Origin of the sequence: Fructilactobacillus florum DSM 22689 = JCM 16035 (assembly GCF_001436645.1) — a bacterium.
In the GTDB taxonomy this organism is placed as follows: domain Bacteria; phylum Bacillota; class Bacilli; order Lactobacillales; family Lactobacillaceae; genus Fructilactobacillus; species Fructilactobacillus florum.
Map to the genome: position 1 here is coordinate 38,262 of NZ_AYZI01000006.1, position 14,848 is coordinate 53,109.

Annotated in this window: 14 protein-coding genes; all 14 read left to right on the forward strand. The window is 43.9% G+C overall.

Going from position 1 to position 14,848, the window contains the following annotated elements:
* Positions 1 to 19: 19 nt before the first annotated feature.
* The 14 genes from mnmG (at position 20) to FC87_RS04275 (ending at position 14,835) form a co-directional block, all read left to right on the forward strand.
* Positions 20 to 1,948, forward strand: a complete 1,929-nt coding sequence (mnmG, locus tag FC87_RS04210; RefSeq protein ID WP_054690517.1) for a tRNA uridine-5-carboxymethylaminomethyl(34) synthesis enzyme MnmG — start codon at positions 20 to 22, stop codon at positions 1,946 to 1,948.
* A 115-nt stretch (positions 1,949 to 2,063) separates the two neighbouring features.
* Positions 2,064 to 2,861, forward strand: coding sequence for an alpha/beta fold hydrolase (locus FC87_RS04215; protein ID WP_054690521.1), 798 nt, complete (start codon positions 2,064 to 2,066; stop codon positions 2,859 to 2,861).
* A 45-nt stretch (positions 2,862 to 2,906) separates the two neighbouring features.
* Positions 2,907 to 4,055 carry an NAD(P)-dependent malic enzyme gene (locus FC87_RS04220; protein ID WP_054690524.1) on the forward strand — a complete coding sequence of 383 codons (1,149 nt, stop codon included), beginning with the start codon at positions 2,907 to 2,909 and terminating at the stop codon, positions 4,053 to 4,055.
* Positions 4,056 to 4,063: 8 nt separating this feature from the next.
* The gene (gene citC / locus FC87_RS04225; protein ID WP_035421830.1) at positions 4,064 to 5,113 is read left to right on the forward strand and encodes a [citrate (pro-3S)-lyase] ligase; all 1,050 of its coding nucleotides are present in this window, start codon (positions 4,064 to 4,066) and stop codon (positions 5,111 to 5,113) included.
* The gene (citD, locus tag FC87_RS04230) at positions 5,103 to 5,396 is read left to right on the forward strand and encodes a citrate lyase acyl carrier protein (protein ID WP_009166412.1); all 294 of its coding nucleotides are present in this window, start codon (positions 5,103 to 5,105) and stop codon (positions 5,394 to 5,396) included. The genes citC and citD overlap by 11 nt, the downstream gene beginning before the upstream one ends.
* A complete protein-coding gene (citE, locus tag FC87_RS04235) occupies positions 5,396 to 6,310 on the forward strand; it encodes a citrate (pro-3S)-lyase subunit beta (protein ID WP_009166413.1) in 915 nt (304 codons plus the stop codon). The genes citD and citE overlap by 1 nt, the downstream gene beginning before the upstream one ends.
* Positions 6,300 to 7,838, forward strand: coding sequence for a citrate lyase subunit alpha (gene citF, locus FC87_RS04240; protein ID WP_035421829.1), 1,539 nt, complete (start codon positions 6,300 to 6,302; stop codon positions 7,836 to 7,838). The genes citE and citF overlap by 11 nt, the downstream gene beginning before the upstream one ends.
* 53 nt (positions 7,839 to 7,891) lie before the next feature.
* Positions 7,892 to 8,437, forward strand: coding sequence for a citrate lyase holo-[acyl-carrier protein] synthase (gene citX / locus FC87_RS04245; protein WP_056961724.1), 546 nt, complete (start codon positions 7,892 to 7,894; stop codon positions 8,435 to 8,437).
* Positions 8,427 to 9,308 (forward strand): triphosphoribosyl-dephospho-CoA synthase CitG, encoded by an 882-nt coding sequence (gene citG, locus FC87_RS04250; protein ID WP_054690533.1) that lies wholly within the window; start codon positions 8,427 to 8,429, stop codon positions 9,306 to 9,308. The genes citX and citG overlap by 11 nt, the downstream gene beginning before the upstream one ends.
* Before the next feature lie 29 nt (positions 9,309 to 9,337).
* A complete protein-coding gene (locus FC87_RS04255; RefSeq protein WP_056961726.1) occupies positions 9,338 to 10,228 on the forward strand; it encodes an alpha/beta hydrolase in 891 nt (296 codons plus the stop codon).
* Positions 10,229 to 10,273: 45 nt separating this feature from the next.
* Positions 10,274 to 10,909 carry a signal peptidase I gene (lepB, locus tag FC87_RS04260; RefSeq protein ID WP_035421827.1) on the forward strand — a complete coding sequence of 212 codons (636 nt, stop codon included), beginning with the start codon at positions 10,274 to 10,276 and terminating at the stop codon, positions 10,907 to 10,909.
* 102 nt (positions 10,910 to 11,011) lie between these two features.
* The gene (locus tag FC87_RS04265; RefSeq protein WP_035421823.1) at positions 11,012 to 12,337 is read left to right on the forward strand and encodes a C1 family peptidase; all 1,326 of its coding nucleotides are present in this window, start codon (positions 11,012 to 11,014) and stop codon (positions 12,335 to 12,337) included.
* Between the two features lie 64 nt (positions 12,338 to 12,401).
* Positions 12,402 to 13,874 (forward strand): cardiolipin synthase, encoded by a 1,473-nt coding sequence (gene cls / locus FC87_RS04270; RefSeq protein WP_056961728.1) that lies wholly within the window; start codon positions 12,402 to 12,404, stop codon positions 13,872 to 13,874.
* Between the two features lie 220 nt (positions 13,875 to 14,094).
* Entirely contained in the window at positions 14,095 to 14,835 is a 741-nt protein-coding gene (locus tag FC87_RS04275; protein ID WP_009166421.1) for an amino acid ABC transporter ATP-binding protein, read from the forward strand.
* Positions 14,836 to 14,848: the final 13 nt, after the last annotated feature.

Here is a 14,848-nt window from a genome sequence, read left to right on the forward strand (position 1 = left end):
CACGAAGGGGGTTTTCCGAGTGGAAAAGTTAAAAGAGACCACCGTCCAGCACCCGTACGATGCGGGTCACTATGATGTTATCGTAGTAGGAGCGGGCCATGCTGGTTGTGAAGCTGCATTGGCTGCTGCGCGAATGGGACAGCGAACATTGTTATTAACCATTAGCCTAGAGATGGTGGCATTTATGCCCTGTAACCCTTCGCTTGGTGGTCCGGCAAAGGGAACCGTCGTCAGAGAGATTGATGCACTGGGTGGTGAGATGGGTAAAATCATTGACCAAACGTACATTCAGATGCGGTTGTTGAACACAGGAAAGGGACCAGCAGTTCAAGCGCTACGTGCCCAGGCCGATAAGCATGCTTATCATGCCGCAATGAAGCACGTGATTGAACAACAGGAAGGCCTGGTATTGCGGCAAGCAATTGTTGATGATTTGTTGGTAACTAGCGACCAGATCGATGGCGTGGTTACCAACACGGGAGCAGCTTATTATGCCCCGGCAGTGGTTCTAGCTACCGGCACCTCTGCTCGTGGTCAAATTTATATTGGCGAATTGCGCTATTCCTCTGGACCGAATAATTCGGTACCTTCGATTAGACTTTCGGAGAATCTAGCTGCGAAGGGGTTCCCATTGGAGCGGTTCAAAACTGGCACCCCGCCGCGGGTAAATGGGAAAACAATCGACTATACAGAGCTAGAGGAACAACCGGGTGATGCGCAACCGCATCATTTTAGTTTCACAACAGCGTATGATGATTATTTGTCAGTGGCAGATCAGGTTTCCTGCTGGCTCACTTACACTAATCCACAGACACATCAGCTCATTCGAGATCATCTAGACCGGTCTCCACTGTTTAATGGAGTACTTGATGGGATTGGTCCGCGGTACTGTCCGTCATTAGAAGACAAGGTTGTTCGCTTTGCTGATAAGGACCGACACCAGGTTTTCTTGGAACCAGAAGGACGTGAGAATGAAGAATGGTACGTTGACGGGATGTCAACTTCAATGCCAGAAGAAATTCAACAAGAAATGTTGCACTCCGTTAAGGGGCTCGAACATGCTGAACTCATGCGACCAGGCTATGCTATTGAATATGACATCATTCCCCCTGACCAAATGAAGCCTAATATGGAAAGCAAACGAATTGCTGGACTGTTCACCGCCGGTCAGACGAATGGGACATCTGGTTACGAAGAAGCAGCGGGTCAGGGTCTACTGGCTGGGATTAATGCGGCTCGAAAAAACCAACAATTGGAACCCGTTGTTTTAAAGCGGTCTGATGGATATATTGGGGTGTTAATTGATGACTTAGTGACCAAGGGGACGAATGAACCTTATCGGCTATTGACTAGTCGAGCTGAGTACCGGTTGTTATTGCGAAATGATAATGCCGATTTACGCCTAACCCCCTTGGGTTATGAGCTGGGTTTGATTTCAGAAGCACGCTATTTAAGGTTCAAAAAGAAGCAAGCAGCGATAGCTTCAGAATTGCAACGATTACAAACTATCCGAGTTAAACCAGGAGCAGCTGTCAATGATTTTGTGACCCAGCATGGCGACAAGCCATTGCAAGATGGTATCGTGGCAGCCCAATTTTTGCGACGTCCTTACGTTGATTATGATCAGTTATTAAAGTTTATTCCGGCCCGAGAAACGCCCTTAGCTCCAGAGGAAGTTGAACAGGTAACGGTTCAAACAAAATACGCTGGCTATATTCAAAAAGAAGAAGAAAAGGTAGCTAAATTGCGCCGGATGGAACAAAAGAAAATTCCTGCAAGCATTGATTACGATGAGATTGCGGGGATTGCTACGGAGGGACGGGAAAAATTAAAACAAATTCAACCAGCAACCTTAGCACAAGCTGCCCGCATCAGTGGTGTTAACCCCTCAGACTTGTCGATTCTGAGTGTGTATATCCAACAGGGGCGAGTGGCAAAGACGAAGTAAATTGATTGATCAGTCTGATGTTCATTTTTCTGCGGATGCAGAAATTTGTTCAGCAACAGGCTGGTTTTTTTGTTTATAATACAAATATAGCCTTGCGATAAAGGGAGGACGCACGATGAAATTCTATACGAATGATCGGATTGAAATTGCCTATGATGATTTTGGCAATTCAACGCAAACACCAGTTGTGATTCTTTCTGGAATCGGAGCGTACAAGGAATATTGGCAAGCAACCATTCAGGCCCTAGTAGCGAAAAACTACCGGGTTATTAATATTGACGCGCGGAATCAGGGTCAGTCGGAACATACTAGAAAGGGATTGCGAATTACTCGGCATGCAATGGATCTGCGGGAATTATTAATAAAGTTACACGTGAAACATCCCATTTTAATGGGTAATTCGATGGGGGCAGCGACCATGTTTGCTTACGTTTCTTTGTTTGGGGAGCAAGAGGTGGCAGCCCTAGTAGATGTTGATCAAAGTCCTAAGATGATTAATGATGATCAATGGCAGTATGGTTTTACTGATTTACATTGGGATGACTTTCATATGCGGCTTCGCCAGCCCTTAGGGAAGCCGACCTATCATAATTTTGATGATCAATTGTTTGCAAAATTGCAAACTCTGAAACAACAATACCCTTACGATGCAGAGTTAAATTATCCCCTATTACTTGATCATGCAACGCAGGACTGGCGCGATGTTGTCACGAGCCTGCAAAAGCCGTTGCTGGTGGTTACGGGCGACCACTCGCCCTTTTTCCCAGTAGCGATTGGAAATGTCATGGAGCAAATGAACCCGTTGGTACAGGCGACGACTATTATGAATGCTGGGCATTTAGTTATGGCAGAACAGCCCTGCCAATTTAATCAAACTTTGTTATCATTTTTAGCAACAGTTGGTGCGGCTTGAAAATCCAGATAATTATTATAAGAAACTTCTAATGGAGGAACCACGATGACAGATGATGTTTTTGAAATACACAAGAAACATACCGGAATTTTAGGAATTGAAGGAGATTTCCCCGTTGAAAACAAGGAGGAATTGGGCTTGGCTTATACACCGGGCGTGGCTCAGGTCGCAAAGGCCATCCAAAAAGATCCTAAACTAAAGGATGTTTACACGATGAGCGGGAAGCTAGTGGCAGTTGTGACTGATGGAACTGCTGTTTTGGGTCTAGGAAACATCGGACCAGGAGCAGGGTTACCGATTGTAGAAGGCAAGGCGTTGCTGTATAAAGATTTAGCTCAAGTAGATGCCGTTCCGTTAGCATTGGAACCAGAGGATGCTACAACTATGGCGCATAATTTACAGGCGATCGCCCCTTCCTTTGCAGGATTTCATCTAGAAGATATTGCGGCACCAAAGTGTTTTGAATTAGAAGAAGAATTGCGAAAACTGGTTGATATACCAGTTTATCATGATGATCAAGAAGGAACGGCGATTGTGATTCTAGCTGGGCTAATCAATGCTGCACGAGTGGTTCAAAAGCCACTGTCAGAGCTAAAAGTTGTCTTAAACGGGGTCGGCGCCTCCGGAGTAGCAACAGCTCGTTTGTTAGCTGCAGTTGGACTGAAGCGGGTAACGTTGGTCGATGTCGATGGAGTCGTTCATCCTGATAGCCAAAATTACAATCATTATCAAACTGATTTGGCGCAGAACTTTCAAGGAGTGGCTGGGGAAACCTTAGATGATGTGATTGCTGACCAGGACGTTTTTATTGGTTTATCAGTAGCCAACGTTTTAAGTCCCCAACAAGTTCAGCGGATGGCAGCACAACCGATCATTTTTGCGTTGGCTAATCCAGTCCCAGAGATTGATCCAGAAGAAGCTAGAGCAGCTGGTGCGACGGTCGTGGCCACTGGCTCTAGCAAGTATCCTAACCAAGTTAATAATATCTTAGCTTTTCCCGGCTTGTATCGAGGATTATTACAGAGTGGCATTAAAAGTGTGACGCCTGCCATGGAAGCCACGGTTGCAAAGGCGCTGGCCGGGATGATTGCAACGCCAACTGCTCAAACAATTGTGCCCGGAGTTTTTGACGCCGGGGTGGTTCAAACGGTTTCGCAAGCAGTCATGGAGTTAGAAAATAATACAGAGAAGTAGGTGGTGACGTGAATCCAGAAATTAGAGCGCTCAATCTCCAAGCAGAAGATAGTAAAAGGCAGTGGGAAGACTTCTTAATTGGATTAGGCATTCAGGATTTTTCTGATACGGAAGTTAGCCAGTTAGATCAAACCCTGGGATTGTTTAGTGATGGACAGTTAGTGGCGACTGGGTCTGCGGCAGGCAATATTTTAAAGTATGTTGCAGTTAACCATACGGATTTAGAGAGTGCTGGTTATTTTAATCGAGTGGTTTCAGCATTACTGACGAATCTGAGTCAACGGGGAATTTTCCATGTGCTGGTTTATACCAAGCCACAATACTCGCTTAGTTTTCAAAGAGTCGGCTTTCAAGAGATTGTTCACAGTGAAACTGCCGCCTTTTTGGAAACAGGTGATACCAGCATTTCAGATTATCTAGCCAAGCTTCCTCACGATTCCAGTGGACAAGCTGGTGCAATTGTTATGAATGCTAACCCGTTTACTTTGGGTCATCGTTTTTTAGTGGAACAAGCTGCTACCCAGTGTGATCGAGTCTATGTCTTTGTTGTCAGTACTAATCGGTCGTTGTTTAGTGCGAAGGAACGGCTGGACTTGGTGCGGGCGGGGACGGCTGATTTAAAAAACGTTATCGTGGTACCAGGGGCTGATTATCTGGTGAGCTATGCGACGTTTCCAGCCTATTTTCTTTCAGCGACCACGGATAAAATCGTTTATCAAACGACGATTGATGCACTCATTTTCAAGGAACGCATTGCTCCAGAAATTGGGATTGCCACCCGCTTTTTAGGAACAGAACCGCAGTCTAAAACGACTGACACATATAACCAAGTGTTACAACGAGTTCTACCACCAGCAGTTCGTGTGACCGTCTTACCGCGCAAAACAGCTCCTGACGGTCAGGTAATCTCCGCACGGGTGGTTCGGTATGCGATAAAAAATGATATGATTAAAAGCGTTCAAGCCATTGTTCCGGTTTCAACGTATACATTTTTAAATAATCATTTAGAAGAATTACAGCAGCGGATTAAGAAAGGAATGAAGATTGATGGAAATTAAACAGACCGCCATCGACGGTACGTTAGAGTCATCAGATATTCAAATTACGGTTAGCCAAGGAACTGCTGGTGTACAAATCGAATTGACCTCCGATGTCGCCGAGCGTTTTGGGACACAGATTAAAGCAACAATTGCGCAGATTGCCAATGACTTTCAGCTTGAAAATGTCAAAATTAAAGCCGTTGATCAAGGCGCATTGGACTGTGTCATCAAGGCTCGAACAATTACTGCCATTCAACGAGCACTGCAAACTAGTGCTGAACCAGCATGGGAGGTACTCTAATGGTTTTTAAACAAGATCGGTTACGGCGAACCATGATGTTTGTTCCTGGAAACAATGCGGGAATGCTGAAAGACGCTGGTATTTACGGAGCTGACTCGATTATGTTTGATTTAGAGGATGCGGTTTCACTGGCAGAAAAGGATTCTGCTCGGACATTAGTCTATGAGGCATTGAAAACGGTTGACTACGGTGATACCGAACTGGTGGTTCGAGTTAATGGTTTGGATACTGAATTTGTCAAAGCTGATGTTTTGGCAATGGTTAAAGCCGGAATTGATGTCATCCGGATTCCTAAAACTGAAAATGCTGCAATGATTAAAGAGATGGAGTCACTAGTTGCTGAGGCAGAACAACGCTTCGGTCGACCAGTGGGGAGCACGCACATTATGGCAGCCATTGAAAGTGCTGAAGGCGTTTTAAATGTACCCGCAATTGCTAAGGCCTCTGAGCGGATGATTGGGGTAGCGTTATCAGCAGAGGACTATACTACTGATTTGCAGACGCACCGTTATCCAGATGGCAAGGAATTAGAATTCGCCAGAAACATGATTATTCATGCGGCGCGGGCAGCGCATATTTCTGCGTTTGACACGGTATATACGGATGTTGATAATACGCAGGGATTGATTGATGAAACCGAGTATATTCATCAATTAGGTTACGATGGAAAGTCGGTTATTAATCCGCGACAAATTCCAGTAATTAATTCGGTTTTTGAACCAACTGAGGCTCAAGTTAAAAACGCTCAAAATGTTATTGCTGCCATTGAACGAGCACATCAAGCTGGTTCTGGAGTTATTTCTATGAACGGTCAGATGGTTGATCGACCTGTGGTTTTGCGGGCTGAACGAGTTATGAAACTAGCCCAAGCATCTGGAATTGTCGACAAGGAGGGTCATTACATTGGAAAATAAGTTAGGTCGAACGTTACCAGCAGACGTCATGGAACAGTTACAACTGACCCCATTTCAAACCACCGAAATTGGGAATCCTGAAGTTCAACGGACGGCTCCTCAGGTCCGGTTGTCAACCGGAAATGATAAAGTTACGAATGATTTGAAAAAAATTATTCAAGAAAATGTTCATGATGGTATGACGATTTCTTTTCATCATCATTTCCGTAATGGAGACTTTGTTTTTAACCAAGTAATGAAAATTATCATGGAACTAGGAATCAAGAACCTCACCTTGGCCCCTTCTTCACTAACAGGAGTTATGAATGACGTTGCAATTGAAGCAATCAAACAGGGAACGGTAACTGCCATCACAACTTCTGGAATGCGGGGCTCGCTAGGAGATGCAGTCTCACATGGTTTGCTAGCTAAGCCGGTGATTTTCCGGTCACATGGTGGTCGGGCACGAGCCATCGAAAACGGCGAAATTAAGATTGACGTCGCTTTCTTGGGAGTTCCTAATGCGGATCGTTGTGGAAATGCCAATGGTAGTTATGGCGATGAAGCCTTTGGTTCTTTAGGCTATGCTTTGATGGATGCCAACTATGCTAACAAAGTGGTTTTGCTAACCGATAATCTAGTTGATTATCCCAACACCCCTGCTTCTATCAAACAAACTCAAGTTGATTACGTGGTAGAGGTTGATCAGGTTGGTGATCCGGATAAAATTGGTTCAGGAGCTACCCGCTTTACGAAAGATCCTAAAAATTTAAAGATTGCTAACTTAGTAAGTGATGTAATTACTAATTCAAGCTACTTTAAAGATGGATTCTCGTTTCAAACTGGTTCTGGTGGAGCTGCTTTGGCAGTTACTCGTTACTTGCGAGCTGCCATGGAAGCAAGTAATATCCATGCTTCGTTTGGATTAGGTGGGATTACTAATCCAATGGTGGAGCTACTAGAAGCGGGCTTGATTGATAAATTGATGGACGTCCAAGACTTTGATAAAGTGGCAGCGCAGTCCATGAAAAACAATTTAAATCAACAAGAAATCGATGCTTCTTGGTATGCTGATCCCGATAATAAAGCCGCCATGGTGGATCAGTTGGATGTTTCCATTTTGAGTGCGCTAGAAATTGATACGGACTTTAATGTCAATGTCTTGACTGGTGCTGATGGAATTATTCGCGGAGCGGTCGGTGGTCATCAAGATGCAGCCACTGCCAAGCTAACCATCATTTGTACTCCATTAGTACGAGGTCGTATTCCCTCAGTTGTTAAGAGTGCGAATACCGTGGTCACTCCCGGAAGCTCCGTTGATGTTTTAGTAACAGAACGTGGAATTGCTGTAAATCCGCAACGACCAGATTTATTAGCACAGTTGCAAAACGTACCGGGACTCCAAATCTATTCGATTGATGAGTTAGCCGAGCTAGCCCAACAAATTGTTGGTACAGAAGCCCCATTAGAGTTTACTGATCGGACGGTTGCGCTTGTGGAATATCGTGATGGCTCAATTATCGATGCCATTAAACAGCGTAAAGATTAAAATTATAAAGTGGCTGCTGTCTATTTGATAGCAGCTTTTTTGTGAGGAATTAGATGGCAATTAATATTTTTAAAAAAGGCACTCCGCAAACCATTGCCGAGGTATTGCACAATAAAGACAAACGAGTCCGCTACCAACAACAGTTATTGCGAGAATTTCCAGATGCCACCGTGGTGGCGATTAAACTCAACATTCCAGGACCAATTAAGACGAATTCAGAGATTGAACAGCTATTTCAGGTGGGTTATCAGCGGTTTATGGACCAGCTAACTACCTTGACGCCGATTATTAAGACTAAGACCGAGGTAGCGCCAACGGGACCAGAAGCATGGTTGGTGGTGACGAGGGCTGCTAGTGACGTCAAACACGTGGCGGTTAGGTTTGAAGATCACGATCACCTGGGGCGGTTATTTGATGTGGATGTGCTTAATCGGACGCATGGAACCTACCATCGAGCGGAGTTATCAGCTTCCAAGCGGACTTGCTTTTTGTGTGGTCGTCTGGCTAAGGAATGTGGTCGGAACCGGACGCATTCTGTAGAAGCGCTCCAAGCATATGTGAACCAGCTGTATTACGAGGTGTTTCAAGATGACAAGTAGACTAAGCGAACAGCCACTCACCCAAACGAGTCAGGCCGACGTGGTGCAGGTGGCAATTAAGGCGCTTCTCTACGAAGTGACGGCGAATCCCAAGCCCGGGCTAGTAGATCCGACGGGAAATGCTAGTCATCCTGATATGAATGTGTTTAACTTTATTGATAGTGCGCTGGCGATGCAGCCATATTTACAAGCTTGTTATCGCTGTGGGGCTCAATTTCAAAAAAAAGATTTAACGCAGTTGTTTCAGGAACTACGACCTTTAGGGAAAACTGCAGAAAAGCGAATGTATCAAGTAACCAAGCAGGTTAATACGCATAAAGGGGCCATCTTTGCGCTAGGGATTTTAGTGGCAACCGTTGCACTAACGGTGCAACAGCTAGCGCAGCCGACTTTATCTGCCGTAATAACTAGGGAACGTCTCCTTACGAAAGACCTAGTTCGCAAAGATTTTGCTGTTTTGCAGCAACGACCGCCCCAGACGGCGGGGGAACGGCAGTATTTACAGTACGGGACAACGGGAATTCGAGGAGAGGCAGAAACCGGATTTGCAACGGTAATGAACTTTGGGCTGCCTTGGCTCGTTGATAGTCAAGGGAGTACCAACGAGCGTTTATTGTTAGCATTAATAGCAATTGTTACTAATAGCAACGATAGTAATTTAATTAAGCGGGCGGGTAATCGACAGATTGTGGCCACCGTTCATGGTCAATGGCAAAAGCTGCTGATAACTTACTCCCAAACTAAGCAGTTTCCACAGCAGCAGTGGCAACAAATCTGTCATGATTTTGCACTCCAAAAGCTGAGTTTGGGTGGCTCAGCCGATCTCTTAATTGTGACAATCTTCTTAGCGAAGTTAATACAAAAATTTTAATCATGTACCCATGAAGGAAGTGATTTAAGATGGAACGCTTTATTGATCGAACCCCGACATTTGTGCCGGCTGAGACTGCTGGAATCAACCGGCAGTTCTTGTCACTGAACTATGCTGAAGGGGAACGTCATCAACTAGATTTATATTTACCAAACCAGGCTTTAGAACAACATCCAGTGATTATTGATATTTATGGGGGCGGGATGTATTTTGGACAGCGTAGTTCGCAAAAACTAAACGGAGCCTTGCAATTGCTCCGACGAGGCTTTGCCGTGGTTAGCCCCGACTATTCGTTAAGCTACATGGCTCCGTTTCCAACCCCAATTTACGAGTTAAAAGCGGTTATCAGATGGGTAAAGGCTCACGCCGCTAGCTATCACCTCAATCCGCGGCAGATCTTCTTAATGGGAGAATCTTCTGGAGCGCAGTTGGCGATGGTGACCGCTGCTAGTACTACTGCTGGGAAATTGATTAGTTCATTTGGAGGTAATTTTAAATATTCTGACCAAGTGCAGGGGGTTATTGCTTCTTACGGTCCCTATGATTTGGCCCTGATGAAACCGCAATTTGCGGTGCTAGGACAAACGCCCAAGTTTGCTGAAACGGGAGCCGCTGATTCCTTTGAAGGAGTAATGCTAGGTTTTCAACGTCCCGACAAAGTTTTGGAGCGAAATGCGCAAGCCAACCCGGCCACCTATTTTACGAACAACATGGTTCCGACCTTGCTGTATGCGGGGACGGGTGATCGGGTTGTCCCTTACTTACAAACCATTAACTTAGCTGCAGAGTTGACGGCGGTTATTGGAAAGGAAAAGGTTGAATTACGGATATTACCAGATGTTGCTCACGGACCAGCTGGGTTTATGAATCAAGCGGTTTGGGATGAAAAAACTTCCTTTTTACGGAAACATAGCCATTAGTGTTAAAATAGTGGGTAATAGTGAAAAAGAAGCAAGGAGCTCAGAATGAAAACCTTTAAAAGTATTTTTAGCTGGATAATTCCAATTGTAATTGGACTAGCAATTGCATTGCTAATTCGACAATTTGTGTTCACAATGGCGCGGGTTGATGGTCCGTCAATGGAACCAAACCTCGTCAATAATGAGCGCATCATTGCTTGGCGACAGGCAAAAATCAAGCGAAACAGTGTAATTGTCTTTAATGCATCAGGAGTTGATCCGGATGCAGCAGCAAACACTAGTTTTACTAAACGAATCCTGGGAACTGCCGGGACAGATTATGTCAAGCGTGTTGTGGGGATGCCCGGGGATACCGTCGCTTTTCAAAATGGTAAGATTTTGATTAATGGTAAAGTGGTCGACCAGGGTTACATCAGTAAAACGGAACAGCGCAAGGGAACCGAATATGAAGCCCAGCCAGGAAATTGGGATTTGAAATCACTTTCAACCAACTGGTCAAAGGACAATGGTGCGATGAAGGTTCCACAAGGAAAGTATTTTGTTCTAGGAGATCATCGTTCGGTGTCAAATGATAGCCGGTACTGGGGCTTTGTTCCTCAGGACAAGGTCATTGGGGTCGTGAAAACCTTCCCATGGTCAACCACTAAGCAACAACGTGAAAATGTAAATGATCGAAGTTAATAAAAAAGCTGATTATAATTAATCAGCTTTTTTATTTTCTGAAATTGCTATTTTATTGAGAAACGGCTAGAATGACAACTAAAATTTAAAGGAGCAAACCTCATGACAGAGTTCAATCACCCCCTTACGCCAGATGTTATTCAGAGCTTGCAAGCTCAGCTTCATGCTCGTCCGGATTATCGGATGATTACTAATGCAGTGGCTAAAAACGGGATTAAACAGGCAGCCTACAATGCTCAGGTGCCGGCAAAGTTGAATCGAACATTTTCAATTGAGTTACCGACGGGCAAGGTTGCTAATCAAAAGAAAAGCGGACGGTGTTGGCTTTTTTCGATTTTAAATACGCTGCGCCACCAATTTGCAGCACAATATCACTTTAAAGATTTTGAGCTATCAGAAAGTTACTTGTTTTTTTGGGACAAATTGGAGCGTGCTAATATTTTTTATGATCGCATGATTGCACTTGCCAACCAACCAGTTCATGATCGAGAAGTTTCTTATTATCTGGATAATCCAGGGTCCGATGGGGGACAATGGGCGATGGCGGCGGCCCTAATTGAAAAATATGGAGTTGTTCCACGTGAAACATTTCCAGAGACTGCTAACACCGAAAATACGGCAGCGCTTGAACAATTACTGAACCGAACCCTCCGCAGTGATGCACTAAAGTTAAGAAATTTAATTCAACAGCAAGCAAGTGATGAACAACTTAACCAAGCTAAAACGGCGGCCCTTGCAACCGTTTACCGAATGGTTTCAGAAAGTTTGGGGGAACCACCGGCGCAATTTGACTTCGAGTACCGGGATGATCAGCACCAATATCAGCTCGATCAGGGACTTACGCCGATCCAGTTTTATCAAAAATATTTCTCGAATGATTTGGATCAATATGTGGTTTTAAGTAATGATCCTAGCAAACCGATGCAACAAAAATTTGCCCTACCTAGTCAGAACAACGTGGTCGGTGGGCGTGAAATTGAATTTATTAATTTACCAATGAGTAAGCTTAAGCAGGCAGCTATTAAACAATTGCAGGCAGGAATTAGTGTCTGGTTTGGTAATGATGTCTTACAGCAGTCAGATCGTCAGGCTGGTTTATTGGACCGTGATCTATACCAAGAAGCACAGTTGTTTGGACTTGAACCGCAGCTCACAAAAGCGGAAAGATTTTCCATGCATGATGCAGAAGTTAGCCATGCGATGACTCTCACGGGGGTTGATTTGCAAAAGGGACAACCGGTTAAATGGAAAGTTGAAAATAGTTGGGGCGATCAAGTTGGAGTTAAAGGCTATTTTGTAATGGCAGATAATTGGATGGATGAATTTACCTATGAAGTAGTTGTTAAGCGTGACTACTTGGATGCAACTGACCAGTTGGTATTAGAACAACCAGCACAAACCCTGTTGCCATGGGATCCACTGGCCTGACGAAAAAACCCGACATTTTTGCTAGGGTTCTAGTATGATAAATAGTAGAGAGAGGAGCCAGTATATGAACATTTTTCTACTAATTTTCTTAGCAATCATTGTGATCAATACGATTGCAGCAGTAATAACAGTTTTTCGGCAGCCACGAAACATTGCAGCCACGTGGGCTTGGCTACTAGTTTTGATTTTGATTCCCGTTGTTGGATTTATCATTTATTCCTTTTTTGGGCGGCGCTTACCCAAAAATCAATTAGTACGGTTATCTGATAGTAGCCGGCGTCAGGTTGATCAAGTAATCAAAGAACAAAAGCAAGAGTTGGCTGGTCTCAAAGGACCAGGATTGACCACGAATCAGCAGATTATTAAGAAAGCTTCTGGCTTGATTGAAATGTTCATGAATTCAGATACAGCCCCGTTGTTGTCGAATAACGAGGTAGAGACGTATACAGATGGGGAACCATTCTTTAAACAATTTTTTGCTGATCTCGAGGCCGCTGAAAGTTCTATTAACATTGAATTTTATACGTTTTATGCTGATAAAATCGGTCATCAAACGCTGGATTTGCTGGTAAAGAAGGCCCAAGCGGGAGTTGATGTGCGGGTTATTTATGATGACTGGGGTTCTTTAGGGACCACGCAAAAGTTTTTTAAACCGCTGCTGCAAGCTGGTGGGCATGCTTTTCCGTTTCTTCACAACCGGTTTAATCTGCTCGATATGCGAGTAAACTTTCGCGATCACCACAAGGTAGTGGTCATTGATGGAAAGTACGGCTATATTGGTGGTTTTAATATTGGTGATCAGTATCTAGGTCGCAAACCAAAATTTGGAAATTGGCGGGACGGCATGATTAGAATCTATGGTAAGGGAGTTTATGGGTTACAATCTCGCTTTTTACTAGATTGGAACGGAACAGATCCCACGACGGCCATTGATCCTAATTTGCCAGTGCAGAGTGCCAAGTATTTCCCAGAAATAGAGAATCAGGGAGCTGCAATGATGCAAATTGTGTCTAGCGGTCCGGATCCACAGTTAGAACAGATTAAAACTGGTTACATCAAGATGATTTCTTTGGCAGAACATTCGATCAAGATTACTACGCCGTATTTAATTCCAGATTCTTCAGTTCTGGATGCCCTTAAAATTGCTGTTCAGTCAGGGGTTGACGTCCAAATTGTAACACCAAATATGCCAGATCATCCCTTTGTTTATCGGGCGACTCAGTACTATTCACGAAGACTAGTAGAGTTGGGGATTAAAGTTTACGCATATAACCAAGGGTTTATTCACGCTAAAACGGTAGTAGTTGATGGTGAAATTGTATCAGTCGGATCTGCTAACTTAGATTATCGAAGTTTTGAACTTAACTTTGAATGTAATGCCTTTATCTATGATAAAGAGTTGGCTGATCAGTTTGAAGCGATCTTTGCTGAGAGTGTTGCTGCCAGTACGCCCCAAACGACAGCAGTATTTGCTAGTCAATCGCATTGGTTGAACTTTAAACAACATTTTAGTCGGTTATTGTCACCCTTATTGTAAGGAGTTGAAACGATATGACGACGAAAGCAGTGACAAAACGAACTTTATTGCTTCTAGGGGTCGTTATAGCGACGTTGTTGCCTAGTAAACGATGTCGTTAGTACCGTGACAAGCTTCAGATGTTACAAAAAGCAACATAAAAGCTGGTTTTTTGCTACTAAGTTACGTAAAATTGAAAATAACTGCTTAATAAATTCCTAATAAAAGGAGGGACATGCGAATGTCAGCGATTATTAAATTTAAAGATGTCGATAAATATTATGGGGATTTTCATGCCCTGCATGATATTAATTTAGAAATTGATGCTGGAGAGACGGTTGTGTTAATCGGACCTTCTGGTTCAGGGAAATCAACCCTCTTGAGAACGATTAATGGTTTAGAAACGATTCAGAAAGGTTCATTAGTAGTTGATGGAGCCGATGTGTCTAGCAGTCAGACAAATTTAAACCAACTACGAACCGATGTTGGTATGGTGTTTCAACATTTTAATTTATATAATAACAAAACAATTCTAGAAAATATTATGTTAGCACCACGCTTAGTGCTTAAACGAAAGCCAGAAGAAAACGAAAAAATTGCACAGCAGCTCCTGAAACGGGTCGACTTATCTGATCAGGCACCCAAATATCCGGCCCAGTTATCTGGAGGCCAGCAACAACGAATTGCAATTGCGCGTTCATTAGCAATGGATCCCAAGGTTCTATTGTTCGATGAACCGACGTCAGCTCTTGATCCAGAAATGGTTGGTAGTGTGTTAAGCGTTATGCGGGACATTGCTAAAAATTCTGACATGACGATGCTGGTGGTGACCCATGAAATGGAGTTTGCGCAGGCCGTTGCTGACCGAGTAATTTTTATGGCCGATGGTCGGATCATGGAAGACGAACATACGGATACTTTCTTTGCACATCCTAAGAGCGAACGAGCTCGTAAGTTCTTATCACAAGTTGAGCATCATTAGAAATCGAGGTGAC

Bases quoted from the DNA above. Each gene is read 5' to 3' on its own strand.
- FC87_RS04215 (WP_054690521.1), top strand. From the start codon at position 2,064: ATGAAATTCTATACGAATGATCGGATTGAAATTGCCTATGATGATTTT.
- FC87_RS04220 (WP_054690524.1), top strand. From the start codon at position 2,907: ATGACAGATGATGTTTTTGAAATACACAAGAAACATACCGGAATTTTA.
- citD (WP_009166412.1), top strand. From the start codon at position 5,103: ATGGAAATTAAACAGACCGCCATCGACGGTACGTTAGAGTCATCAGAT.
- citE (WP_009166413.1), top strand. From the start codon at position 5,396: ATGGTTTTTAAACAAGATCGGTTACGGCGAACCATGATGTTTGTTCCT.
- citX (WP_056961724.1), top strand. From the start codon at position 7,892: ATGGCAATTAATATTTTTAAAAAAGGCACTCCGCAAACCATTGCCGAG.
- citG (WP_054690533.1), top strand. From the start codon at position 8,427: ATGACAAGTAGACTAAGCGAACAGCCACTCACCCAAACGAGTCAGGCC.
- FC87_RS04255 (WP_056961726.1), top strand. From the start codon at position 9,338: ATGGAACGCTTTATTGATCGAACCCCGACATTTGTGCCGGCTGAGACT.
- lepB (WP_035421827.1), top strand. From the start codon at position 10,274: ATGAAAACCTTTAAAAGTATTTTTAGCTGGATAATTCCAATTGTAATT.
- FC87_RS04265 (WP_035421823.1), top strand. From the start codon at position 11,012: ATGACAGAGTTCAATCACCCCCTTACGCCAGATGTTATTCAGAGCTTG.
- cls (WP_056961728.1), top strand. From the start codon at position 12,402: ATGAACATTTTTCTACTAATTTTCTTAGCAATCATTGTGATCAATACG.
- FC87_RS04275 (WP_009166421.1), top strand. From the start codon at position 14,095: ATGTCAGCGATTATTAAATTTAAAGATGTCGATAAATATTATGGGGAT.